This window comes from Kribbella caucasensis, from assembly GCF_004361855.1.
Lineage (GTDB): Bacteria > Actinomycetota > Actinomycetes > Propionibacteriales > Kribbellaceae > Kribbella > Kribbella caucasensis.
The window spans coordinates 46,189-68,245 of sequence record NZ_SNWQ01000035.1 but is presented as its reverse complement, the minus strand read 5'-3'; the positions used below and the strand labels follow the sequence as shown (position 1 = coordinate 68,245).

Sequence of the window (22,057 nt, the reverse complement as noted above, 5' to 3'; positions counted from 1 at the left end):
TGCGGAGCCGCACGATAAGGTCCACGACCTCTACGGGCGTCGCGTTCGGGTTGGAGGCGGGCCGTCGGGAGCGTGGATCGAAGACCGCGTCGCCCTCGCGGCGGTAGCGGGCCAGCAGTTCATAGAGCCACGAGGCTGAGACGCCGTAGGTCGCGGCGACTTCCCGGACAGGACGGTTCTCGACCACCATCGCGGTGATCAGCAATCTGTTGGATGTCATGACCGCACGCTCAGCGCGGGCGGCACTTCATCCCGGGATCTCTGGAGACATCAGTCCGGCATGTCGTGAGACACGTGTCCGGGATGTCGTGAACCAGAACACCACACCCTCCGCTCGAACCGCCAGAACGTCAGTCTGACCTGCGGAAACAGGCCGCTGTAGTCTGCTGGGCATGGTGTCCGGCTGAGTCCGGTTGGGTTCGGTTCCGATCGGTCACTTTCGGTTCTCCGTGCGGGCCCCAGCAAGTGCCACTGCCGGATAGGCGCCGACGGAGAAGCCTCGTGAGAATTTCTGCCAATGACCTGTCGGATCCGGAGTGAGGCGTTCGTAGTAGGGGTGACGGGCGGCCGGAGAAAGGCCGCCGGACGGACAGAAAGGCATGGCGCCATGCGGAAACTGATCTACGGCATGAACCTGAGCCTGGACGGCTACATCGCCGCGCCCGGCGACGACATCGGCTGGGGCGTGCCGAGCGACGAGCTGTTTCAGTGGTGGCTCGACCAGGAGTTGGCGATCGGGCTGTTGATGTACGGGCGCAAGCTGTGGGAGGCGATGAGTTCCCACTGGCCGACCGGCGACCAGCAGCCCGACGCCACCCCGGCGCAGATCGAGTTCGCGCGGAACTGGCGGGACACGCCGAAGGTGGTGTTCTCCTCGACGATCGACAAGGTCGACTGGAACACCCGCCTGGTCACCGGCGACGCTGTAGCGGAGATCACCCGACTCAAGGCCGACGACGGCGAGCCGATGAGGGTCGGTGGCGCCACGCTCGCTGGGGCGGCCATGCGGGCCGGGCTGGTCGACGAGTACGAGATCGTCACCCATCCGGTGCTGGTGGGCGGCGGCACACCGTTCTTCACCGCGCTGGACAGCTGGGTGAACCTGAACCTGATGGAGACGCGGACGTTTCCCGGCGGCGTGGTCCTGACCAGGTACGAGACGAGGCGTTGAGCGCGATTCCTTTGCTGCTTGTCTGAGGGAGTGGCAGCATGCCCCGGAGCAAGGTCGAGCTGTTCGCTGCGACAAGGCAGGGCTCGCCATTCCTCGCCCTCACCCGATAGATGCCGATACCAGTCGAGACGGCGGCGGGGCCCAAGATCAGCGGCAAGATGTTTCGGCTCCGGGAATCCTTGCGCGAGTGGAACGGTCCGGTGGACGGGTGAGGTGGCGGCCGAAAAGATCTTGCTGCACCTGGACGCCGACGGTGGCTCGGCGCACACTCCCTGGCATCAACGAAACCTCAGGCGAGCAGGTGACGTCGGCTTACGGGCTCGTCCGGGCGGTTCGGCCCCGGCCGGCTGGCCGGGATCGAGCGCGGGCTGGCCACGGTGGCGGCCCGCTGGCGCCGCCCTCAGTGGCGCGCTCACCGTCCATCCGCGCGGGATCACCCAGGTAAGGCAATCCCGGCGGACTAGACGTCAGCCTTCGCGCTTCTGGATGCCGTAAGCCATCACGACACCGTAGGGGTGGGTGGAGGTCGCGCAGAGCACGCTCGAGTCACCGAACTGGCTCGGAGGCTTCCACGGGCCGTACAGCGTCGATGCGCTCCAGTTGCAACGGGCCCAGACACGGAAGGTTCCGTACCCGGACTTGCAGAGTGCCCACGCCTTGGACGAGCGGAGGACACCCGCACTGCAGTTGGTCGGTGGCGACGGCTCACGTGCGGCGGCCGGGGAGGCGGAACTCACCGTAAAGGCCAGGGTCCCCACGGCGAGCAGCAAGACCACCGACGCCGCTACGCGCGCGCGGATCGACATCAACACGAACACTCTTCGTACGGACAGGGTCACAAACGCTCCTTTGGTGGGTCTTGGACGACGCCAGGTTAGGAATCGCCGCTGTCGCCGTACTGCCCGTACTGCGCCAGTACTCCGCCTTGCCGATGAGCTGGGCGAGACCCTCCAGGGGGTAGCGGCGGTCCGCCCGGTAGTGCGTGACCGCACTGACGAGCGGCGATGAACCCGGCCGGGGTGATCTGCAGAGCGTTTCTGGGGCATTCGTGCGCTTCCAGGTGACGTCACAGCTCCGGGTGCTCCGGTGGATCGGGCCGCGCCGCCAGTGCCTCTTCTCGATCCTCAGACGATGCAGCCAGCCGCTCCAACAACCGCGCCGCTTCCGCGTCCGAGGGAAGTTCAAGCACGTGACCAAACCTACGACAGGCTGTCCATCCGAGTCGCTGAGTTGCATGCCGTGAGGGAGTGCGGCTATTTGACGGGGACCGCCATGCCGAGGACGGTTTCCAGGACGGCTCGGTTGTTCAGGGGGGTGGTGAGGCGGACTGTGGTTTGTTGGAAGGTTCCGACTCCCGCACACATGACCGGGGCGGTCGGCCACTTGGTTTTGCGGGGTGGGATTTGGACCAGGGTGATGCCGACGGCGTGGTCGGTTTCGAGGGCGTGGGCGACCATGCTTGAGCCGTCGCAACTCCCGCCGAGGTGGGTCACGATCAGGGTGCGGCCGTCTGGGGCGAGTTGGGCTGAACCGATTCGGGTTGCGTCGACTGGGTGCTTTGGGTCGTTCGGGGCCGGGCCGACCGCGGGTGCTGCGATCGCTGCCTGCAGCACGGACACCGGGGAGTTGGCGATCTGGAATCGCCACGCCGGGACGGTGGCCTGACCGCGGGTGGTCATCACCTGCATCGTCGTCAGGGTTGCCTTGGTGATCTTCAGAGTTCGAGCCTTCACGCCGTCGAAGGTCCCTGGTTTGCATTGGTCACAGCGGGCGGCGCCGGTTAGGAGGTAGTCGAAGGTGGCCTTGGCCGGCCGGACCTCGGTCGGCTCGGTGGTGCCGTTGGCCCAGGTGATGGTGCCGTTGGTTGGCGTTGTGGGCAGCGGGATGCTGCTGACGATCTGGCGCAGGGCCAGCGCGATGAACGATGGACGGTCCTTGCCGTTGGAGTCCGGCCAATGGCCTACCTGCTGGTACTCCCACTCGGTGGGGGTCGTGTCCCAGGTGCCGACTGGCACGTAGTGGCTCGCGCCGACGAGCTGCTCCCAGCGGGCGAGTACGGCGTTGGCGCGGGCGAGCTGGTGCTCGCTCGGCTGGGGGCCTTGGTCGCTTGGTCGGGCGCTGGTCGTTGTGGCCAGTACGCCGGGCGCCGCCGTCGGAGTGTCGCCGCCGACTGTCGAGACCACTAGCACGGTGCCGGCCACCACGGCAGATACCAAACCGGCGGCGCCGAGCGGCAGCAGCCAGCGACGGCCTGCCAGGCCCGGCCGCTCTGGCCTCGCCTGCCGGATGCGTTGGTCAGTCATGAGCCCACCTCCGTGTTCGGGTCTACTCGTAGAGAGTCCGCAGGGCCGAGAAACATTGCCTGAGCTGGAAGGCTGTCCAGAATCGATTGGCGGTGCCGACCACAGGGTGAGCCGGCCGCGGGCCGGGACCGAGGAGGACTGATGAAGTACATGATCATGATGTTCGGCGGTGTCGGTGAGACGCTGCGGGACCGGACGCCGGAGTGGATCGCCGAGATGCACGCGTTGCTGATGGGTATCGACGCGGAGCTGCGGGAGTCCGGGGAGCTGGTCGACTCGCAGAAGCTGATGGATCCGCGCGCCGCGAAGACGGCGCGGTTCGTCGACGACGCAGCGCTGCCGACCGACGGTCCGTTCGCGGAGGTGAAGGAGTCGCTGGCCGGATACTGGATCATCGAGGGAACCGAGGAACGGGCGCTCGAGATCGTGTCCAGGGTGGTCAAGTACATCGAGTTCCCGATGGAGGTTCGGCAGATCATGGACCAGCCACCGGCGATGTGACGATGGAGGAGCTGCTGCGCGAACTGGTGCCGCAGGTCGTCGCCACGCTCTCCCGGCGGTACGGGCAGTTCGACGCCTGCGAGGACGCCACGCAGGAAGCTGTGATCGCCGCGCTGGGGCAGTGGCCGGTCGAGGGGGTTCCGAGCCGGCCGCGAGCCTGGCTGCTGACCGTCGCCCATAGGCAGCTCATCGATCAGTGGCGCAGCGACAACAGGCGACGGCATCGCGAGGAACGTGCCACCCGCGAGGAACGTGCCGCCGACGAGGCGATCGCTCCCCCAGCGGACGAGCAACCGCCGGACTCGGACGACACGCTCAGCTTGGTGTTCATGTGCTGCCATCCGGTGCTGCCGCCGACGGCCCAGGTCGCCCTGACCTTGCGGGCGGTCGGTGGGCTCACCACGAAGGAGATCGCCGCTGCGTTCCTCGTCCCCGAGGCGACCATGGCCAAACGCATCACCCGGGCGAAACACACTATCGCCGCCGCGCAGCGGACGTTCGAGCTCCCGCCGACGGAGGATCTCGCCGTACGTGTGCAGGCCGTCCTCAGTGTTCTGTACCTGATCTTCAACGAGGGATACACGGCCAGTTCGGGACCGATCCTGCACAGGATCGACCTGTCGACCGAGGCGATCCGGCTCACCCGGCTATTGGCCCGGCTGCTGCCGACGGAAGGTGAGGTCGTGGGACTGCTCGCCCTCATGCTTCTGACCGACGCACGCCGTCCAGCCCGGACCGGCGACAACGGAGAGCTGATCCCGCTGGAGGACCAGGACCGGTCCCGCTGGGATGCCGCAGAGATCCAGGAAGGTCTTGAGTTGCTGGCCAAAACGCTAGGCCGGCATCCGGTCGGCCCGTACCAGCTCCAGGCCGCGATCGCGGCGGTTCACGACGAGGCGCCAACGGCCGCCGCGACGGACTGGCCGCAGATCCTGGCGCTCTACGAAACCCTGGAGTACGTCGCGCCGGGCCCGATGGTCAGGCTCAGCCGGGCGGTCGCGGTCGCAAACGTTCGCGGCCCACGCGCGGGACTGGCCCTGCTCGGCACGCTGGCCGGGGACGATCCGGCCAGACGCTCACACCGGTTCGATGCGGTTCGCGGTCATCTTCTCGAGCTGGCCGGTGACCGTGAAGGAGCCCGTGCCGCCTACCTTCGTGCGGCCCGTTCGACTGCCAGCGTCCCCGAGCAGAACTACCTTCACCTCCGCGCGTCGAAGCTCGCTACGCAATAGCTGCCCGATGCGCAACAGATGTGAAGGCCTGGACAAGAACCGCCGGAGCGGGTGTCACCGGGTGTTGTTGGACCGCTACGATTCAAGGCGACTGTGATTGCGCCTGTGGATTGGATTCATCGATGAGCGACAGCACGGATACGAGCCTCGACGGACGGCTGGGACTGGACCGGCCGCACGGTGCGCGGGTGTATGACTACTTCCTCGGGGGCAAGACGAACTTCGCGATGGACCGGCAGACCGCCGAGCACCTGCTCGAGGTGTTCCCGGGCTTCCGGACCGCCGCGCAGTCCAACCGGATGTGGATGCACCGCGCCGCCAGGTATGCGGCCGAGCGCGGCATCACCCAGTTCCTCGACATCGGCACCGGGATCCCGACCAGCCCGAACCTGCACGAGGTGGTGCAGGAGGTCACGCCGGACGCCAAGGTCGTGTACGTCGACAACGACCCGATCGTGCTCGCCCACTCCCGCGCGTTGCTGGTGAGCTCGGAAGAGGGTAAGACGGCCTACCTGGAAGCCGATGTGATCGACCCGCAGTCGATCCTCGAGTCGGATGAGGTGAAGGAGACTCTCGACCTGAGCAAGCCGGTCGCGGTCAGCCTGGTCGGGGTGTTCCACTACCTGCCCGACGCGCTGAAGCCGTACGACCTGGTCAAGCAACTGGTCGACGCGGTCGCGCCGGGCTCGTACCTGATGTTCTCGCACTGTACGCCGGACTTCGCGCCGGACCTGTGGGAGCGCGTGATCCAGGTGTACAAGGCCGACGGCGGTGACGCGCAGGTCCGCAGCAAGGAAGAGGTCGAGCGGTTCTTCGAGGGCACCGAGCTGGTCGAGCCCGGTGTCGTGATGCCGTTCAACTGGTACCCGGACAAGGAGACCGACGACCTGGTCGCCAAGGGTGAGTTCACCGACGTCAAGTGCAGCCTCTGGGTCGGCGTCGGCATCAAGCCCTGATCGATCCACCACTGACCGTGCGCCGTACGTCGCACGGTCAGTCGGCTGATCCCGGCTGAGCTCCTCAGGCGGCGATCGGGATCAGCGGAAGGCCACCACGTTGCGCTCGGCCCAAGCACTGAAGGGATTCGGGCGTCGGCCGAGCACGTCCTCGACGTCCGGGCTGATCCGCAACTCCCGCTCGTTCGGTTCGCCGAGGATGGCGAGGGTGCCGTCGACCACCGGCTCGGGCATGAACGTCAGCATCTGAGCCCGGGCCTGCTCGCGGGTCTGCTCGACGAACTCGACCGGCTCGCCCAGGGCCGCACCGATCGCCGCCGCGATCTGCCGCGGGTTGACCAACTCGGGCCCGGTGAGCTCGTAGATCCTGCCTTGGTGGGCCGCCGGCTCCCGCAGCACTGCGGCCGCGACCGCTGCGATGTCGTCGGGATCGACCAGCGGCAGACCGACTTCGGCGAACGGCGCCGCCATCGTCCGACCGGTCCGGATGCTCTCGGCCCAGGCGAACGCGTTGGACGCGATCCCGCCGGGCCGCACGATCGTCCACTCCATCCCGGATCGCCGGACGTCCTCCTCGAACTCCAGCACCCGCTGACCATGCCCTGCCGATTCCGGTCGGCTCGCGGCCGACTGCGATGTCAGCAGCACAACCCGCCGTACGCCGCTGAGCCGGGCGAGGTCGACCACCTTCGACACGCCGTCGCGTGCGCCAAGGACGTCACCCGGAAGCATCAAGAACAACGCATCGGCCCCGTCCAACGCCGGCCGCAGACTGTCGGGATCGGTCAGGTCTGCGGCCAACGCCCGAACCCCGTCCGGTACGGCGGTGACGTGGCGCGCCACCGCGGTGACGGATTCGCCTGCTTCGATCAGCCGCCGGACCAGCTCACGTCCGACATTTCCCGTGGCACCTGTAACGACGATCATCAGATCTCCTGAGTTAGTTAGTTGGCTGACTCAGAGGACGCTAGCATGATTTGCCGAGGTACTGTTAGTCAGGTGACTGACTCGCAGACCGGGACCAGTTCCCGGGCCAGGATCGCGACCGCCAAGCGGCAGCGGCTGATGGCGTCCGCCGCCCGGGTCGTGCATCGGCAGGGCGCGGAGCGGACCACCATCGCCGACATCGCGCGCGACGCCGACGTACCGGTGGGCAACGTCTACTACTACTTCAAGTCCAAGGACGAACTCGTCGCCGCGGCGCTGATCGAACACACCCGCGCGCTGTACGAGCTCACCGCCGTCCTCGAGCGCCGGCCCGATCCCCGCGACCGTCTCAAGGGTCTGGTCCGGACGTGGGCCGGCGAGAGCGAGACCGCGGCACGCTACGGATGCCCCACCGGCACCCTCGCCGTCGAGCTGGACAAACGCGCCGAGGGCGGCCTGGATGTCGAAGCAGGCAAGGTGATTCGGCTGCTCCTGGACTGGGTCGAAGCCCAGTTCCGTGCACTCGGTCGACCTGATCCGGCCGGTGACGCGATCACCCTGGTCAGCACGTACCAAGGCATGTCGCTGCTCGCGAACGCCCTGCGCGACCCGGCCGTCATGACCGGTGAAGCCGCCCGCCTCACCGCCTGGCTCGACTCCCTTGAGCCATGAAGCTGGGGACGGACAGGTGCTGGTGGATCAGCCGCCAGCCGTTCGGGAGGTGCTTGAAGACCCGGGTCGAGCGATGTTGTTCGGAGTCAGCGGAACCGTTCGCTGTCTCGACCGTGACGTGATCGATGCCCCAGGCAACGACTAGATCGTTGGCGGTAGCAACGGTCAGATCGGTGACGGCCAGTTCCACCTTGCCTAGAGGGGTTTCCAGACCGGCCTTGCAGACCTCGCGTACGGCGGGTTTGCCGGTGTAGTTGCCTTCGAGCTCGTACGACACCACCTCGTCCGCGATGTCGCTCATCATCCCGTCGAGGTCCTTGGTGGCGGTCAGCGTCGACCAGTTCGCGATCAGGTCCCGAACGGCATCCTCGGCAACGCCCGCCGGGATTTCGTCGTGCGGGAACGAGTGATGTTCGTGCGTGATCACCCACTGCTCGTCCACCTTGCGCAAGCCGATCGTGAGGCGCAGGCGGTTGTCCGGGTTCTCGTCGGGCATCCCGCATCGCAGCAGCGCGAACGCGAATGCCACGTCGGCCCCAGCGGTCACGTCGAGCGACAGGATCTCGAACGACGCCCCGCGCGCCTGCCACTCGAAGAAGCCTGGCCAGGTCTCGCGGTAGGCGTCGATCCCGCGCACCCCGTCGTACGGCGGAGGTACGTCGAACATCACCACGTCAGCCGAGTGGTTCGCGAGTACGCCGGCCAGGTCGCCCGCGTGTACGGCGCCGGCCCAGCGTTCGATCAAGTCGCGGATCTCCTGCTCGTCCATGGTCATCATGGAGCTCCTTCCACTCAGAGAGTTGTCGGAACTAGAACCCGGGAAGTTCGCCGAACTCATCGCGGACGATCAGAAAAGTTCCTCCGGCAAACCGAACGACGTGAAGTCGGCTTCCAGGAACGAGACCACCTCCGCGATCGCGCCAGCGCGTAGTACGAGGAGATCGAGGCCGGACGGGATGTAGCGGCCGTCCTCCCACCGGTATGTGCCGAACGCGAGCTGCCCGTTCGCCCGGGTCGGCAGGAACCGCCACCGGTCCTGCAGCGGACCGTCGACCAGGAACCCGCGGATCCCGTCGCGCCCGGAGAACCACTGCGGTACCGGCGGCATCGAGTACTTCGCGTCGTCGGCCAGCATCGCCACGATCGCATCGACGTCACCCGCCTCCCACGCGGCCATGTACCGGCGGGCCAGGTTGCGTTGTTCGGTTTCGCCCAGCGACGCCAGTTCGGTCTGCTGTGACGGGACTCCACCGATCACCTTGCGGGCTCGCTGTAGCGCACTGTTGACCGCTGCGACCGTGGTGTCGAGCAGGTCGGCCACCTCTTGTGCGGCGAAGGCCAGGACGTCCCGAAGGAGCAGCACTGCCCGCTGTAGCGCTGACAGGTGTTGCAGCGAGGCGACGAAGGCCAGTTCGACACTCTCCAAGGCGATCACACGTGCTTCGGGGCTCAACTGTGCCGTCCACGCCAGCCGGTGCTCGGGGTACGGCTCCAGCCAGGTCGTCTCCGCCTGTGGTGCAGACAGGTCGGTCGGCAGCTCCCTGCGACCTCGCCGCTCAAGCTGTGTCAGGCAGCGGTTGGTGGCGATCTTGTAGAGCCACGGACGCAAGGTCCCGCGGTCCTCGAAGGTATCCAGGTGGCTCCAGGCGCGCAGCAGCGTGTCCTGTACTGCGTCCTCGGCGTCGTGGTCCGAACCGAGCATCCGGTAGCAGTGCGCGTGCAGTTCGCCTCGAAGTGGAGCTACCAGTCGACCGAAGGCATCCTCGTCCACCTACGTCAGGCTACGGCCACCCAGCGATCGACTGTCGCCGCAGCGGCACCACTGTCGATCGCCTCGGCACACCGCTCAATGCAGAGCGGCAACTGCTCAACCAGCGACCCTCCCGTGAGTGTGGTCAATGCAGCGGCGGCGTTGAGCAGTACTACGTCGCGCACGGGCCCACGTACTCCGTCGAGCAGTCGCCGCAGAACGCCAACCGCATCCGAATCGCGCAGCTCGTCCAGTGAGCTCCGCCGCAACCCGAGCGAGACCGGATCGAGCAGGACCTCGCCGACCGACCCATCACGAACCACGAGCACACGTGACGGACCAGTCGTCGTGACCTTGTCCAGTCCGTCCTCCCCGCGAACCACCAGTGCAGTACACCCCCGCTCGGCGAGCACAGCCGCGATCACCGGCTGCATCCGTGCAGCCGCGACTCCGACCAAACCGAACGCTGGGTCCGCGGGATTGATCAACGGTCCGAGCACGTTGAACGCGGTCGGTACCGCCAGCTCACGTCGTACTACGGCCACTTGTTTGAGGCCCGGGTTGTACTGCGGCGCGAAGAGGAACGTGATCCGCGCCTCGCGCGCGACCCGGGCCGTCTCGGTCGGGGACAGGTCCAGCCGTACGCCGAGCGCCTCCACGAGATCGGCGGAACCCCCGGTCGGCGAGGACGCCGCGCGACCGCCGTGCTTCACCACGGTCGTCCCCGTGGCGGCGACCACGATCGCGGCCATCGTGGACACGTTCACCACGCCGAGCCGATCGCCGCCGGTGCCGACGAGGTCGATGGTGGGGCCGGGGATCTCGACGGGAGTCGCCTGGCCACGCAACGCCGCGGCGAGACCGGCGATCTCGGCCGCCGTCTCGCCTTTCGCTCGGAGCGCGATCAGGAATCCCGACACCTGGGCCGGCGACGCGTTGCCCCGGACCAGTTGCTCCATCGCCCCGGCCGTGTCCGGCGGATCGAGATCCCGCCCGTCGAGCAGCTCGCCAATGAGTCCGGCCCACGTGCGGTCGCTCCCGGTCGGCGAAACGCGATCCGCCGCCCTGGATCCGGGCGGGATGCGGTCCGTAGTACGGGTTGTCATGGGTTCTCCTCGGGGTGCAGGGTCGTCTGCCGAGGAGATACGAAACGGCCGCCTCGACGAGACGGCCGTTGGAGCGCGCGAGCAGCGGGGCCGTCTAGGTGACGGCCCACCAGCTGCTCGTACGCATGATCATGCTGACGACCTTAGCGTCAGTCGGAGCCGCGGACGTGATCGACCACGAACGCCGGTACCAGATCCTCGTCGTTACCCCTAGACCACTCGGGGAAGTCGAACACCGCGAGCATCAACTGCAGCGGGTACTCCGGCGGGCTCGGGCAGCGCCGGAGCACCTCCCCGTCGACCGCGAACTCGGCCAGCCCGGGCGACCAGCGGACGGAGTACGAGTGGAACTCGCCGATGTCGATCGGCAGCCTGACGAACTCGAAGTCATGGGGTAGCGAGGGGTCGCGGAGCTGCTTCATCCCCATCCCGACCGCTGCGGACTCGCCCGGTCGGATATCCCTGCCGAACACCTCCATCACACAGATCTCCCCGCACCGCTCCGGCTCGTCCTCCAGACCGACCATCCACAGCGACACCATCGATCGTGGGGAGATGTCGGCGCTGGCGCGCAGTTCGATGTGGCCGTACTGGGGCGTCCAACCCCAGAACGGCTCCTGCTCCTCCCGCACGACCAGCCCCTCGCGGAACGGCTGCTGCCCAACGGTGCCGCCGATCGGGCCAGAGGAGTTGCCCGACTGAATCCCCGACACGCGCAGCGGCGGCTTATGGTCGTCCCCGCACCACAGTCCCTGCTCCGGCGGGATGGTCAGGCGCAGACGGGTGTCCCCGATCTCGTACTGCGCTGCTGTGGTTGCGCGGGAGCTCCAGTGCGGGAGGTAGTAGGGGAACCACACCGCAGTGTTGAGCTCTGGTCCGTCGAAGTCGTCCTCGAAGGCATCCATCCGCCCATCATGGGTCGGACCGGGTGGCCTGTCACACATCTCACGCCGGTTCCGTCAACCTGGTGACGGATCTCGACAGGAGAATGTGACCGTGGATCAGCAGGATCAGCTTGCCGGGCAGTTCGAGTGCAATCGTGGCCAGTTGCGGGCGGTCGCGTACCGGATGCTGGGGTCGCTCAGCGAGGCCGAGGACGCCGTTCAGGAGGCGTGGATACGGCTCAGCCGGTCCGACGTCAGTGAGGTGGCGAACCTCGGCGGCTGGCTGACCACGGTGGTGTCGCGGGTCTGCCTCGACATGCTGAGGACCCGGAAGTCGCGACGCGAGGACTCCTTCGACACGTTCGTCCCGGACCCGGTGGTGACGCGGATGGACCCCGAGGAGGAGGCGGTCCAGACGGATTCGGTCGGCCTCGCCCTCCTCGTCGTACTGGAGACGCTCTCGCCGGCCGAGCGGCTCGCGTTCGTGCTACACGACATGTTCGGGGTGAACTTCGACGAGATCGCCTCGATCGTCGGCAAGTCCCCAGCCGCGACCCGACAGCTCGCCAGTCGTGCCCGCCGCCGGGTCCAAGGTGCGCCGACCGGCGACGGTGATCTCTCCCGGCAGCGTCAGGTCGTCGAGGCGTTCCTGGCCGCATCCCGTGGCGGCGACTTCGAGGCCCTGCTCGAACTCCTCGATCCCGACGTCGTACTCCGCGCCGATGCCGGCGACGTCCCCGCCGACGCCCTCGCGGCCTCCCGCCTGGTCCGCGGCGCCCGCGCCGTCGTCCAGCAGGCCCTCACCTTCACCAAGCTGGCCCCGCACTCCCGCCCGGCCCTGGTCAACGGCACCCCCGGCGTCGTCACCATCGTCAACGGCCAACTCTTCGGCGTCATGTCCGTAGAAGTCCGCAACGGCCGAATCACCGAAATCAACATCCTCGCCGACATAACCCGCCTCCAAAGCCTCGACATCCCAGCCTGACCGCACCCGCACACCTCGTTAGGTCTGCGCGCTGGCGGGTTACCTCACCACTAGCGTCTTATTGCGCCGATGGCCCGCTCCATCCCGCCATCGGTCCAACAACCTGCCATCGGCAGCCACGCTGGCATGGCCCGCCTCCTCAGCCGCAAGCCGTCCGCTGTGGCGGCCGGACGCGTTTCTGTACGGATGGACAGGAGGTAGTCGACTCACCGGCAGCTCTCCACGCCTGACACCCACCGACCGAACACCCCGGCGGTCGACTACCTCATGTCCATCTGCACGGATTCCCGCCTGATCAGGGCGAGCACCCGCCGGGCCTGGAGCTCTGCGGTCCCCGGTGGATTGCGGTTCGCCGAGGGCCCGCCGGGTCGGAGCAGGGTAAGCCAGAAGATCGCGAAGAGACAGCGGGCGGTCCACAACCGCTCGACGTCGACCGCGAAACGTTCGGCGAACCCGGTCCAGTCCGTCGCACGGGACGCGATGTGCTCGATCAAGTTGGCCAGCTCGATCGCCAGATCACTCCGGCCGGCGTCCTCGAAGTCGACGATCCTGACCCGGCGACCGTCCCAGAGGTAGTTCGCCAGATTCGCATCCCCGTGCCCGACCACCGGCTCGACGACTTCCACCAACTCATCCACCTCCGACCCGGCCAACCACTCAAGTGCCGCAACCTGAGCCTCTCCGACGACCCCCGCGCATCCCGATCCGACGAGGCCGCCGGCGCTGGCCGGACTGACGATTCGCCCGCCGTCCGAGTCGACGACTCCCGCGCTGCCCCGGCCGACGTGGTCGGCGCCGTCCCGGACCGAGATCGCTGCGCGGACCCGGCGTACAAACGCATGAAGTTCCATCGGCTCGAGTCCGCCCGGCGGGATCGACCAGAGCTCCCTGAGGGCGACCTCCAACCCGTCGCGTTGCTCGGCGCTCAACGTGCCGCCAAGCGGGACCCCCGGCACCCTGCTGATCGCGATCGCTGGTCCAGGCAAGAACTCCAGCGGCCGCGGCACCAAACCAGGCGCCGCTGCCGAAATCGCCCGCAGCGCGTTCCACTCCCGCAGATGCTCACCCCGCGCCCAGTCCCGATAGCGCTTCGTGACGACGTGCTCGCCGACGCTCACCTCGTGGGTCTGACTCATCCCGAAAAGGCTGGCGATGGTGTCAATCCTGGGCGGGCTTCTTCGACGTGTTGGTGAGAGCTGACATGTGAGGAGCGCGGAGATGACTGTTCAAGCGGTAGCTGGGGTTGGCGTCGATGTTGTGGCGGGGCTGCTCGGGAATGGGTTTGGTGGGGAGGTGTTCCTGCCGGGGGACGCCGAGTACGACGTACGGCGTCGAGGGTTGGTGCCTGGGTTTGAGTCGCAGCCTGCGGTGGTTGCCGAGGCCGCGGGGCGGGATGACGTTCGGGCGGCCGTGTGGACGGCTCGGGAGTACGGGATGCCGTTGGCGGTGCAGGCGACCGGGCATGGGACTCGGGTGCCGGCCGATGGCGGGATCCTGTTGAAGACCTCGTCGATGACCGCCCTGTTGATCGACCCCGAGCGGCGGATCGCGAAGGTCGGTCCGGGCGTTCGCTGGGGCGCGGTGATCGATGCGGCGGCGCGGTTCGGGCTGGCGCCGTTGGCGGGATCGTCGCGGGATGTCGGCGTCACCGGATACACCCTCGGCGGCGGGCTCGGCTGGCTCGCGCGGAGGTACGGGTTCGCGGCCGACAGCGTGATCCGCGCCGAGATCGTGACGGCCGACGGACGCATCCGCACCGTGAGCGCGGACCAGCACCCGGACCTGTTCTGGGCGATCCGCGGCGGCAGCGGCAACTTCGGGATCGTCACGTCGCTCGAGTTCCGGCTGTACCCGGTCCGCCAGGTGCACGCCGGGATCCTGTACTTCGACGCAGGCAACGCGGCCGCGACGCTCAAGTTCTACCGCGACTGGACCACCACGATCCCGAACGAACTGAGCACCGCGATCGTCCTCACCACCCTCCCCGACGGCGCCCGCGCCCTCGGCATCAAGGTCATGTACTGCGGACCCGCGGACCTGGCCGAGCACCTCCTCAAACCACTCCTGAACGTGGCCGGTCAGCCGATCTCCGGCGAACTCCGGACCACGGAATTCGGGGAGGCCGCGATGGGCGGTACCCCGGCTCGCTACCTCGACCTCGTCGACACACTCCCCGACGAACTGATCGACACCCTGGTCCAGTTGACCGAGCCGACGATCGAGATCCGGCACTGGGGCGGCGCCATGGCGAACCCGGGTCCCGACGCAGGACCGGTCGGCCACCGCGAGGCGCCGTACTCGCTCATCATCGACCAGGACCTGACCCCAGTACTACGGACGTCCGGCCGCACGTTCGTCAACTTCCTCGCCGACCCGACCCGCGCCGCCACCGCCTACGCCCCCAAAGACCTGGAGCGCCTTCGCGAGATCAAGCGCACCTACGACCCCGACAACTTCTTCCACCTCAACCACAACATCCACCCCTGACCGCAGCGAAGGGCCCGACCGGTTGACGTGGTCGGGCCCTTCGGCAGGGCGGTTCGGGCGTTACCCCCGAGATCGTCAGGCAGTGCCTTCGCTGCCGTAGACGGTGACGTGGACGTGGTCGTAGTGGTTCGCGGTGGTGCCGCCGCGGTCTTCCATCCCGCGCCAGCCTTCGCTGCTGCGCTGGACGGTCCAGATCCGCTGCTCCCAGATGACCTCGCTGACGCCGAGCTCCTTGTAGTGAGACCGCACATACGCCGCGATCTCGTCACCGGTCGAGCCCGTCACCATGATGTCGAGCGCCCGGCCGGAACCGTGCTCGCCACTGTCGCCCGCGCGGACCCCGCCGTACGAGCTGACCGACGGGAACAGTGCGCACACCGCGCGGTGGACGCGGATCGCGTCGGCGGTCAACCCGCTCTCGACCGAGGAACCGGACGCGCAGGCCGCGGACGAGATGCCGCCGGCGACGTCTTCGGCCGGCTTGGTCGCGGACAGGTACTGCGCCTTGACCCAACGGGCCACGCCGTTGCGGACGATCTCGGCCCAGATGCCGTTCACCTCGCCGGTGACGGAGACCTTGGTGCCCTTCGACAGGACGGTCAGCAGGGAGCCCTGCTGCAGCGGCGCGGTCCACACGTTCAAGTCGGTGGTGGTGTATTTGCTGCCGACGATCGTCGGCGGTTCCTGCGTCTTCGCGGTCACCGCGGCGCGGGTCTTCGCCGAGGTCGGCTTGGGGATCGGGGCCTGCTTCTTCAGGTGCTTCGCGGCCGGCGGTGTCGCCTTCGGCTTCGCGGTGGGGGTGGTGAGGTTGATGGGTGGGCGGAGAGCGTCCCGGCTGGCCTCGGTATCCCTCGACAGCTGCAGGGGCGAGCTGGCGGTGGATACCTCGGTGGTCGGGGTCTGCTCGGGGAAGGCGACCGCCGAGCCGGTGGCCATCAGGGCCACTGTCGCGCCGGGGATGGCGACCTTCACGATGCCTGGGCGAATCACTTGGCGGCGCGGAGTGCGGTGCCGCGCCTGTCTATGCCGTCCTTCAGCCACTGGTATTCCCATCTGCCGAGACCAAAACGTTATCGACCGGAGGAGTCAAGCACAGAAACCGTCCGGTCTCCCAACTCGCCGCGGTATTTAACGAATTACGAACATCTCCGTGTGGGTCGCACGCTCAGCGGATGTGATCTGGTAAACGGCGCCGGAGCGTGCGGTCTGTTTGACTGCGAGTCATGCAGAACGCCTTCGAGGTGGTGCCCGGTGAGGTCTCCCGGCTGGTGATCGATCGGGCGGAGAAGCGCAATGCGCTCACCCGGGCGATGTGGGCGGCGTTACCCGGCCTCCTCACGCCGCTCGCCGCGGACCCGGCGGTGAAGGTCCTGCTGGTCACCGGACGTGGTCCAGCCTTCTCAGCCGGTGCCGACATCGGCGAACTCGTCTCCGGCGCCGATCCGGATGACCCGATGGCCGAGATCCGGGACGCGAACCTGCAGGCGCAGATCGCGCTCCGTGAGTTCCCCAAGCCGACGATCGCGGTCGTCCGCGGGCACTGCATTGGCGGCGGGCTGGAGTTGGCGGTGAATTGTGACTTCCGGTTCGCCGCGCACGGCAGCACGTTCGGGGTGACGCCGGCGCGGATCGGGGTGGTGTACCCGCCGGCCGCGATCAAGGTGCTGCTCGACCTGGTCGGGCCCGCGACGACGAAGTACCTGTTGTTCAGCGGCGAGTTTCTGTCTGCCCAGCAGGCCGAACTGCGTGGGTTGGTGGACCGCGTGGTCGCGGCCGATGACCTCGATGCCGAGGTGGACGCGTTCGCGGCGAAGCTGGTCGCGCGTTCGCAGCTGACGATCCGCTCGGTCAAGGAATCGGTGAACGCCCTGCTCGCCGGTGACGACGCGGACGCCGCCGCCACCAAGCGCTACCAGGAGACGATCGCGAGCGGCGAACTCGCCGAGGGCGTCGCCGCCTTCACCGAGAAACGCGCACCCCGCTTCCCCTGGACCTGACCACTCGGTACGCCGTACCGCCGGTATGCCGTCATTCGGTACGCCGTACTGCCTGGTTGCTGTGCGCGGTCAAACGGTTGTTGGAGGTTTGGGGTGCGGGTGGTGGGCACTGGATGTGTGCCGTCCTGTCCAGGCGGCCTCGTGACAAGGAGGCGCGATGATCATCCTCGGACTGATCCTGCTGGTGCTGGGCTTCGTGCTGAACGTCTCGATTCTGTGGACCCTCGGCATCATCGTGCTCGTGGTCGGCGTGGTGTTGTTCGCGCTCGGATCCGCCGGCCGCGCCGTCGGGGGGCGGCGGCACTGGTTCTAGTGCCCCGCGCCGATACCCATTGGCGCTCGCGGCGCGGGGTACTAGCTCGTCTCTCCGCTCACTCGCCTCAGCCGCGGTAGACCCAGAACCCTGCGAGTCGACGCAACTCGCGGGGTTCTGTCGGTCCGGGTGGTTACGATCCCGGTCATGAAGTACCTCGTACTGATCTACGGCACCACCGACGACACCTGGACCGGTTCGGCCGAGGACGTCGCGGCGATCCGGGCGCTGACGGCGCTGAAGGACGAGCTCGCGGCGTCCGGCGAACTGGTCAGCTCCGAAGGGCTCAGCCTGCCGCGCGACGGCCGGGTCGTGCAGGTCCGCGAGGGCGTCAAGGTGGTGACTGACGGCCCGTTCGGCGAGGCGAAGGAGCAGATCGCCGGCTTCTTCATGATCGACGTCACCACCGACGAACGCGCCCAGCAGATCGCCGCCCGAGTCTCCGAACTGGTCACCGACCGCGTAGAACTCCGCAGCACCGTCCTCACCGCACCCTGATTCCGGCTCGGCCCACCGCACCCTGATTCCGGCTCGGCCCACCGCACCGGCTAGGCGACTCGCTCGGCCGCGGCGGCGAGTTCTCGCGTGCGCTTGTGGTTCACCAGGAGTCCGGTGCCGACCAGGCCGACGGCGACGAACGCCCAGCAGGCCGCATAGGCGACGCGGTAGCCGGCAGTGAGCGCAGTCGGCGTCGTCCCACGCGTGTTGGCAACCGCGACCGCGGACAACGCGGCGATCCCCACTGCCCCACCGATCTGGAAGCACGCGTTCTGCAGCCCCGACGCGACCCCGGCGTCGTCACCCGACACCTCTCCCAGCGCCGCGATCGCGCCCGCGACACAGCCCGCTCCGAGACCGGCCCCGAAGATCGCCAGCCCCCAGAACGCCAACTCGAAGTACCCCGACTGCGCGGTCGACCGGCTCATCACGGTCGCGCCGATCCCGGTCAGCAGCAGGGATACCGTCGCCACCCGCTGTACGCCGATCCGCGTCACCAGATTCTGGCCGGCGATCGACCCGACGACCGCGGTAGCCGCGAGGACCGACGACATCAGCCCGTACTCGACCGCGGAGTACCCGAGCGCGAGCTGCGCGTACTGCGTGTAGATGAAGTTCAACCCGAAGGCACCGAAGCCGAAGGCGATCGTGATCAGGTTCCCACCGACCACTGCGCGGGAGCGGAACAACCGCAGCGGCACCAGCGGCGCCGACGACTTCTGCTCGATCCGGACGAACAGGGCGAACAACGCGGCCGACACGAGTCCCAGGAACACGGTCCGCCCGGCCGACGACCCGGGCGCCTCGATCACGGCGTACACAAGAACGATGAGTGCGGCAGTCACGGTGACGGCACCGGCGATGTCGAACCCGCGACTACCAGGGCCGCGGCTGTCCTGCAGGAGTACAGGTGCCAGTGCGATCACCAGCACACACACCGGGATGTTGATGAAGAAGATCCACTGCCATCCGAGCCCGTCCGTGACAGGACCACCGATCAACGACCCCGCAGTACCGCCGACGCCACTGACCGCTCCCCAGATCCCCAGGGCCTTGTTGCGCTCGGCGCCGTCCGGGAAGGTCGTCATCACGATCGACAGCGCACTGGGCGCCAGTACCGCCGCGGCGATCCCCTGTAGACCGCGGGCCAGCACCAACGTGTCCCCGCTCCAGGCGAAGCCGCACAGCAGCGAGGATGCCCCGAAGAGCACCAGACCGGACACGAACACCCGACGGCGCCCGAGCAGATCGGAGACCCGCCCGCCGAGCAACAGCAGACCGCCGAACATCAGGGCGTATCCGCTGGGCACCCACTGCACCCCACCTGCGGAGAAGGTCAGGTCGCGTTCGATCGACGGCACCGCGACCAGCACGATCGAGGCGTCCAGGATGATCATGAATGCGGCCAGGCAGAGCAGCGCGAGAGCCAGCCAGCGCTTCGGATCGGGTGCGTTCGACATGAGTCCTCCAGTACCGCGGACGCCCAGGCCGGGCATCGCTGTACCGGGGACGTCGGCACGTGGGCCACCCATCTCGACATTTCCGGCTGCAGGTGTACCTGCATCACTCATCAACCTCGGCTGGGGCGGACCGCCAGCCCACCACAATGCGATCTGGTGGGCCGTTCTGAGCGTGGGGGAGCGCGCCGCCGGCCGATTGTGATGGGCTGGCGGTCCGCACCGGCCGCGCTTGATGAGTGGTGGGAGTACGCGCGTGGCTGTCGAGATGGGGCGCACCGGATACGACGTACCGGGTGAGAGGGGTTACAGAGGCCTCCGTGACCGTCAGGATGGTGACCGTGAAGTACATGCTGCTGATCTACTCCAACCCGGAGAGCTGGGCGAGCCTGTCCGCCGAGCAGCGCGAGGGCCTGGCCCGGGCGCACCACGACCTGACCCGGGAGCTGACCGAACAGGGGATGCTGGTGAGTTCGGCCGGGCTGGCGGACCCGATCACCACCCGGACCGTCTCGGTGGCCGACGACGACTCCCGGACCACGACCGACGGGCCTTATGCCGAGGCGAAGGAACACCTGGCAGGCTTCTACCTGGTGGAGTGCGATGACATCGACCAGGCGATCGACTACGCGGCCCGGATGCCGGACGCGAAGTACGTCGCGGTGGAGGTGCGACCGGTGATGGACACGTCCGGGCTGGAGATGTGAGCGATCCTGACCTGGGGAAGCTGATGGATCCTGACCGGGGCGGTGGGGTGGGGAAGGTAATGAACATGGAGCTGCTGCTCCGGGAGCAGGCGCCGCAGGTGCTGAGTGCGCTGGTACGGCACTACGGGCACTTCGACCTGGCCGAGGAGGCGGTCCAGGAGGCGCTGCTGGCCGCCTCGCAGCAGTGGCCGACGGAGGGGGTGCCGGACAACCCGCGCGGCTGGCTGATCCGGGTCGGCTCGCGTCGGCTGACCGACCTGCTGCGCAGCGAGACCGCCCGGCGGAAGCGCGAGGAGAACGTCGCCCTGCAGGCCGCGCCCGAGGAGTTCGTTGCCACAGGCCCGGAAATCGACGAGCCGGCCGGCCGGGACGACACGCTCACCCTTCTCTTCCTGTGTTGCCATCCGGCGTTGTCGGCGGCCTCGCAGATCGCCCTGACCCTCCGTGCGGTCGGCGGTCTGACCACGGCGCAGATCGCCGCGGCGTTCCTGGTGCCAGAGTCGACCATGGCGCAGCGGATCAGCCGGGCCAAGCGGAGTATCAAGCAGGCCGGTTCGACGTTCGAGATGCCGCCCGAGGCCGAGCGGGACGTCCGGATGGGTGCGGTGCTGCACGTGCTCTACCTGATCTTCAACGAGGGCTACACCGCTTCCTCCGGGACCAACCTGCATAGCGCCGAGCTGACGACCGAGGCGATCCGACTGGTCCGTGGTGTCCGGCGGCTCCTGCCTGATGACGGTGAAGTCGCCGGGCTGCTGGCGCTGATGCTGCTGACCGACGCGCGCCGCCCTGCCCGGACGGACGTGGACGGCACGTTGATCCCGCTCGCGGAGCAGGACCGGTCGAGGTGGAACAGGGACGCCATCGTCGAAGGCGAGGCGCTGGTGACCGATGCCCTGTCCCGGACCCAGCTCGGTCCGTACCAGGTGCAGGCCGCGATCGCCGCCGTACACGGGACGGCCGAGCGGGCCGAGGACACCGACTGGGCGCAGATCGTCGCGCTGTACCAGGTGCTGGAGCAGATCTCGGACAACCCGATGGTCCGGCTCAACCACGCCGTCGCGGTGGCGATGGCGACCGGTCCGAAGGAGGGACTGGCGCTGCTCGAACCGCTGGACTCGGACGGCCGGATGAAGAACCACCACCGGCTGGAGGCGGTCCGCGCGCACCTGCTGGAGATGTCCGGCGACGTGGAGGGCGCCCGGGCGAGCTACATGCTGGCGGCGCGGCGTACCACATCGGTACCGGAGCAGAACTACTTGAAGTCCCGAGCCGACAAGCTCTAGCCGGTACTACGGGACGCGGGCTCACCCTGGTTCGTCGTACCGGGCGCGCCGGGTTCGCCGTACGGGGCGCGCCGGGTTCGCCGTACGGGGTAGTGGGTGGAGTCGCGCTGGGTTGGCGGATGTGTCAGGTTGGGGGCGTGGACCTCACCAAGGCGTCGCTGCTCCGGGAGATGCTCACCGGCACCGAACTGGGCAGCCGTACCACCGAGTTCGCCCACGCACTGCGCAGGTACACCACGCGCCGGGGCGGACTACTCCTCTTCGGCCCACCCGAGGATGAGCCGTGGCACCTCACCGCCCACCTGGACGACGAACTCCACCGCGCCGGTGTCGAGGACGCCCGCCCGTCGCTGGTTCGCTGGGCCCCACCCCCGGATGCCCCACCTCACCTGGCGATCGGCCTGGACCGGCTGCGCGACTCCGGCCGCGGCGAATCCCTGCTGGTCGTCGCCGAGGAGAACCCCGCTGCCACGCTGCTCGAGCGGATCCATGACGTCCGCCGCCGCGGCACCACGATCTTCAGCATCGACAACGGCAACCAGGACCTCGCCTCGCTGTCGCATGAGACCCTCGTCCCCGAAATCCTGGTCCCGGCCAGCTTCGGCTCCGGTTGGGTCAGCCATCCCGTCAGCCAGTCCGACCGGCACGACGACGAGGACGGCCTGCCGGACGAGACGCTCACCCTGCTGCGCGAGGCCGTCGCCGGTTTCGAGATGACTCAGCACCTGGTCAGCCTCGCCGCCGCCGACCCCGAGGCCGACCACCCCAACTGGCGCCGCACGCTCCGCAACTTCATCGAACGCCTCAGCGGCGAACCCGGCTGAT

The 22,057-nt window shown here is 68.0% G+C and carries 24 protein-coding genes; 13 read left to right on the top strand and 11 right to left on the bottom strand.

The features are described from left to right. On the bottom strand, positions 1 to 220 hold a 220-nt coding region (locus EV643_RS40425), incomplete at its 3' end, for a helix-turn-helix domain-containing protein (protein WP_166665758.1). Between the two features lie 387 nt (positions 221 to 607). Between EV643_RS40425 and EV643_RS40420 the strand changes: the two genes are divergently transcribed. Then, positions 608 to 1,171, top strand: a complete 564-nt coding sequence (locus EV643_RS40420) for a dihydrofolate reductase family protein (RefSeq protein WP_133805524.1) — start codon at positions 608 to 610, stop codon at positions 1,169 to 1,171. A gap of 467 nt (positions 1,172 to 1,638) precedes the next feature. Here the strand turns inward: EV643_RS40420 and EV643_RS40415 are convergent, their stop codons facing one another. Next, a complete protein-coding gene (locus EV643_RS40415) occupies positions 1,639 to 2,010 on the bottom strand; it encodes a hypothetical protein (RefSeq protein WP_133805523.1) in 372 nt (123 codons plus the stop codon). Positions 2,011 to 2,424: 414 nt separating this feature from the next. Next, on the bottom strand, positions 2,425 to 3,474 hold the full coding sequence (locus EV643_RS40410) for a lipocalin/fatty acid-binding family protein (protein ID WP_133805522.1): 1,050 nt from the start codon (positions 3,472 to 3,474) through the stop codon (positions 2,425 to 2,427). 141 nt (positions 3,475 to 3,615) lie between these two features. Here EV643_RS40410 and EV643_RS40405 point away from each other — a divergent pair, with 141 nt between their 5' ends. The 3 genes from EV643_RS40405 (at position 3,616) to EV643_RS40395 (ending at position 6,163) form a co-directional block, all read left to right on the top strand. Next, positions 3,616 to 3,975, top strand: a complete 360-nt coding sequence (locus EV643_RS40405; protein WP_133805521.1) for a YciI family protein — start codon at positions 3,616 to 3,618, stop codon at positions 3,973 to 3,975. 2 nt (positions 3,976 to 3,977) lie between these two features. Beyond that, positions 3,978 to 5,207 (top strand): RNA polymerase sigma factor, encoded by a 1,230-nt coding sequence (locus tag EV643_RS40400; RefSeq protein WP_133805520.1) that lies wholly within the window; start codon positions 3,978 to 3,980, stop codon positions 5,205 to 5,207. Between the two features lie 122 nt (positions 5,208 to 5,329). Beyond that, positions 5,330 to 6,163 (top strand): SAM-dependent methyltransferase, encoded by an 834-nt coding sequence (locus EV643_RS40395; protein ID WP_133805519.1) that lies wholly within the window; start codon positions 5,330 to 5,332, stop codon positions 6,161 to 6,163. Between the two features lie 81 nt (positions 6,164 to 6,244). Here EV643_RS40395 and EV643_RS40390 read toward each other — a convergent pair whose 3' ends face one another. Beyond that, complete coding sequence (locus EV643_RS40390; protein WP_133805518.1) at positions 6,245 to 7,090, bottom strand: SDR family oxidoreductase; 846 nt, start codon at positions 7,088 to 7,090, stop codon at positions 6,245 to 6,247. A 72-nt stretch (positions 7,091 to 7,162) separates the two neighbouring features. Here EV643_RS40390 and EV643_RS40385 point away from each other — a divergent pair, with 72 nt between their 5' ends. Further along, positions 7,163 to 7,762 carry a TetR/AcrR family transcriptional regulator gene (locus EV643_RS40385; RefSeq protein ID WP_238166147.1) on the top strand — a complete coding sequence of 200 codons (600 nt, stop codon included), beginning with the start codon at positions 7,163 to 7,165 and terminating at the stop codon, positions 7,760 to 7,762. Here EV643_RS40385 and EV643_RS40380 read toward each other — a convergent pair. From EV643_RS40380 to EV643_RS40365, 4 genes are all read right to left on the bottom strand, one after another. Further along, a complete protein-coding gene (locus EV643_RS40380) occupies positions 7,731 to 8,540 on the bottom strand; it encodes a nuclear transport factor 2 family protein (RefSeq protein WP_238166146.1) in 810 nt (269 codons plus the stop codon). The genes EV643_RS40385 and EV643_RS40380 overlap by 32 nt on opposite strands. 69 nt (positions 8,541 to 8,609) lie before the next feature. Further along, positions 8,610 to 9,533, bottom strand: a complete 924-nt coding sequence (locus tag EV643_RS40375) for a sigma-70 family RNA polymerase sigma factor (RefSeq protein ID WP_133805517.1) — start codon at positions 9,531 to 9,533, stop codon at positions 8,610 to 8,612. Between the two features lie 5 nt (positions 9,534 to 9,538). Beyond that, positions 9,539 to 10,618, bottom strand: a complete 1,080-nt coding sequence (gene trpD, locus EV643_RS40370) for an anthranilate phosphoribosyltransferase (RefSeq protein WP_133805516.1) — start codon at positions 10,616 to 10,618, stop codon at positions 9,539 to 9,541. A gap of 149 nt (positions 10,619 to 10,767) precedes the next feature. Next, positions 10,768 to 11,523, bottom strand: a complete 756-nt coding sequence (locus tag EV643_RS40365) for a glycoside hydrolase family 16 protein (RefSeq protein ID WP_133805515.1) — start codon at positions 11,521 to 11,523, stop codon at positions 10,768 to 10,770. Positions 11,524 to 11,614: 91 nt separating this feature from the next. Here EV643_RS40365 and sigJ point away from each other — a divergent pair, with 91 nt between their 5' ends. Next, positions 11,615 to 12,487 carry an RNA polymerase sigma factor SigJ gene (gene sigJ / locus EV643_RS40360; protein WP_133805514.1) on the top strand — a complete coding sequence of 291 codons (873 nt, stop codon included), beginning with the start codon at positions 11,615 to 11,617 and terminating at the stop codon, positions 12,485 to 12,487. A 260-nt stretch (positions 12,488 to 12,747) separates the two neighbouring features. Here sigJ and EV643_RS40355 read toward each other — a convergent pair whose 3' ends face one another. Continuing rightward, positions 12,748 to 13,623 carry a phosphotransferase gene (locus EV643_RS40355; RefSeq protein WP_202869984.1) on the bottom strand — a complete coding sequence of 292 codons (876 nt, stop codon included), beginning with the start codon at positions 13,621 to 13,623 and terminating at the stop codon, positions 12,748 to 12,750. An 82-nt stretch (positions 13,624 to 13,705) separates the two neighbouring features. Here EV643_RS40355 and EV643_RS40350 point away from each other — a divergent pair, with 82 nt between their 5' ends. Continuing rightward, positions 13,706 to 14,974 (top strand): FAD-binding oxidoreductase, encoded by a 1,269-nt coding sequence (locus EV643_RS40350; RefSeq protein WP_133805513.1) that lies wholly within the window; start codon positions 13,706 to 13,708, stop codon positions 14,972 to 14,974. Positions 14,975 to 15,049: 75 nt separating this feature from the next. Here EV643_RS40350 and EV643_RS40345 read toward each other — a convergent pair whose 3' ends face one another. Beyond that, on the bottom strand, positions 15,050 to 15,946 hold the full coding sequence (locus tag EV643_RS40345; RefSeq protein ID WP_238166145.1) for an SH3 domain-containing protein: 897 nt from the start codon (positions 15,944 to 15,946) through the stop codon (positions 15,050 to 15,052). A gap of 251 nt (positions 15,947 to 16,197) precedes the next feature. Here EV643_RS40345 and EV643_RS40340 point away from each other — a divergent pair, with 251 nt between their 5' ends. From EV643_RS40340 to EV643_RS40335, 3 genes are all read left to right on the top strand, one after another. Continuing rightward, positions 16,198 to 16,971, top strand: a complete 774-nt coding sequence (locus tag EV643_RS40340) for an enoyl-CoA hydratase/isomerase family protein (RefSeq protein ID WP_133805512.1) — start codon at positions 16,198 to 16,200, stop codon at positions 16,969 to 16,971. Positions 16,972 to 17,128: 157 nt separating this feature from the next. Then, on the top strand, positions 17,129 to 17,284 hold the full coding sequence (locus tag EV643_RS44500; protein WP_166665757.1) for a DUF6131 family protein: 156 nt from the start codon (positions 17,129 to 17,131) through the stop codon (positions 17,282 to 17,284). A 147-nt stretch (positions 17,285 to 17,431) separates the two neighbouring features. Next, positions 17,432 to 17,782: a YciI family protein gene (locus EV643_RS40335; protein ID WP_133805511.1), complete on the top strand. Its 351-nt coding sequence runs from the start codon at positions 17,432 to 17,434 to the stop codon at positions 17,780 to 17,782. 50 nt (positions 17,783 to 17,832) lie between these two features. Here the strand turns inward: EV643_RS40335 and EV643_RS40330 are convergent, their stop codons facing one another. Then, positions 17,833 to 19,242, bottom strand: coding sequence for an MFS transporter (locus EV643_RS40330; protein ID WP_133805510.1), 1,410 nt, complete (start codon positions 19,240 to 19,242; stop codon positions 17,833 to 17,835). Positions 19,243 to 19,559: 317 nt separating this feature from the next. On the opposite strand from EV643_RS40330, the gene EV643_RS40325 reads away from it, so the two are divergent. From EV643_RS40325 to EV643_RS40315, 3 genes are all read left to right on the top strand, one after another. Continuing rightward, positions 19,560 to 19,946, top strand: coding sequence for a YciI family protein (locus tag EV643_RS40325; RefSeq protein WP_238166144.1), 387 nt, complete (start codon positions 19,560 to 19,562; stop codon positions 19,944 to 19,946). Positions 19,947 to 20,005: 59 nt separating this feature from the next. Then, positions 20,006 to 21,232, top strand: a complete 1,227-nt coding sequence (locus tag EV643_RS40320) for an RNA polymerase sigma factor (protein ID WP_133805509.1) — start codon at positions 20,006 to 20,008, stop codon at positions 21,230 to 21,232. A 137-nt stretch (positions 21,233 to 21,369) separates the two neighbouring features. After that, complete coding sequence (locus EV643_RS40315; protein WP_133805508.1) at positions 21,370 to 22,056, top strand: hypothetical protein; 687 nt, start codon at positions 21,370 to 21,372, stop codon at positions 22,054 to 22,056. The last annotated feature ends 1 nt before the right edge of the window (position 22,057 follow it).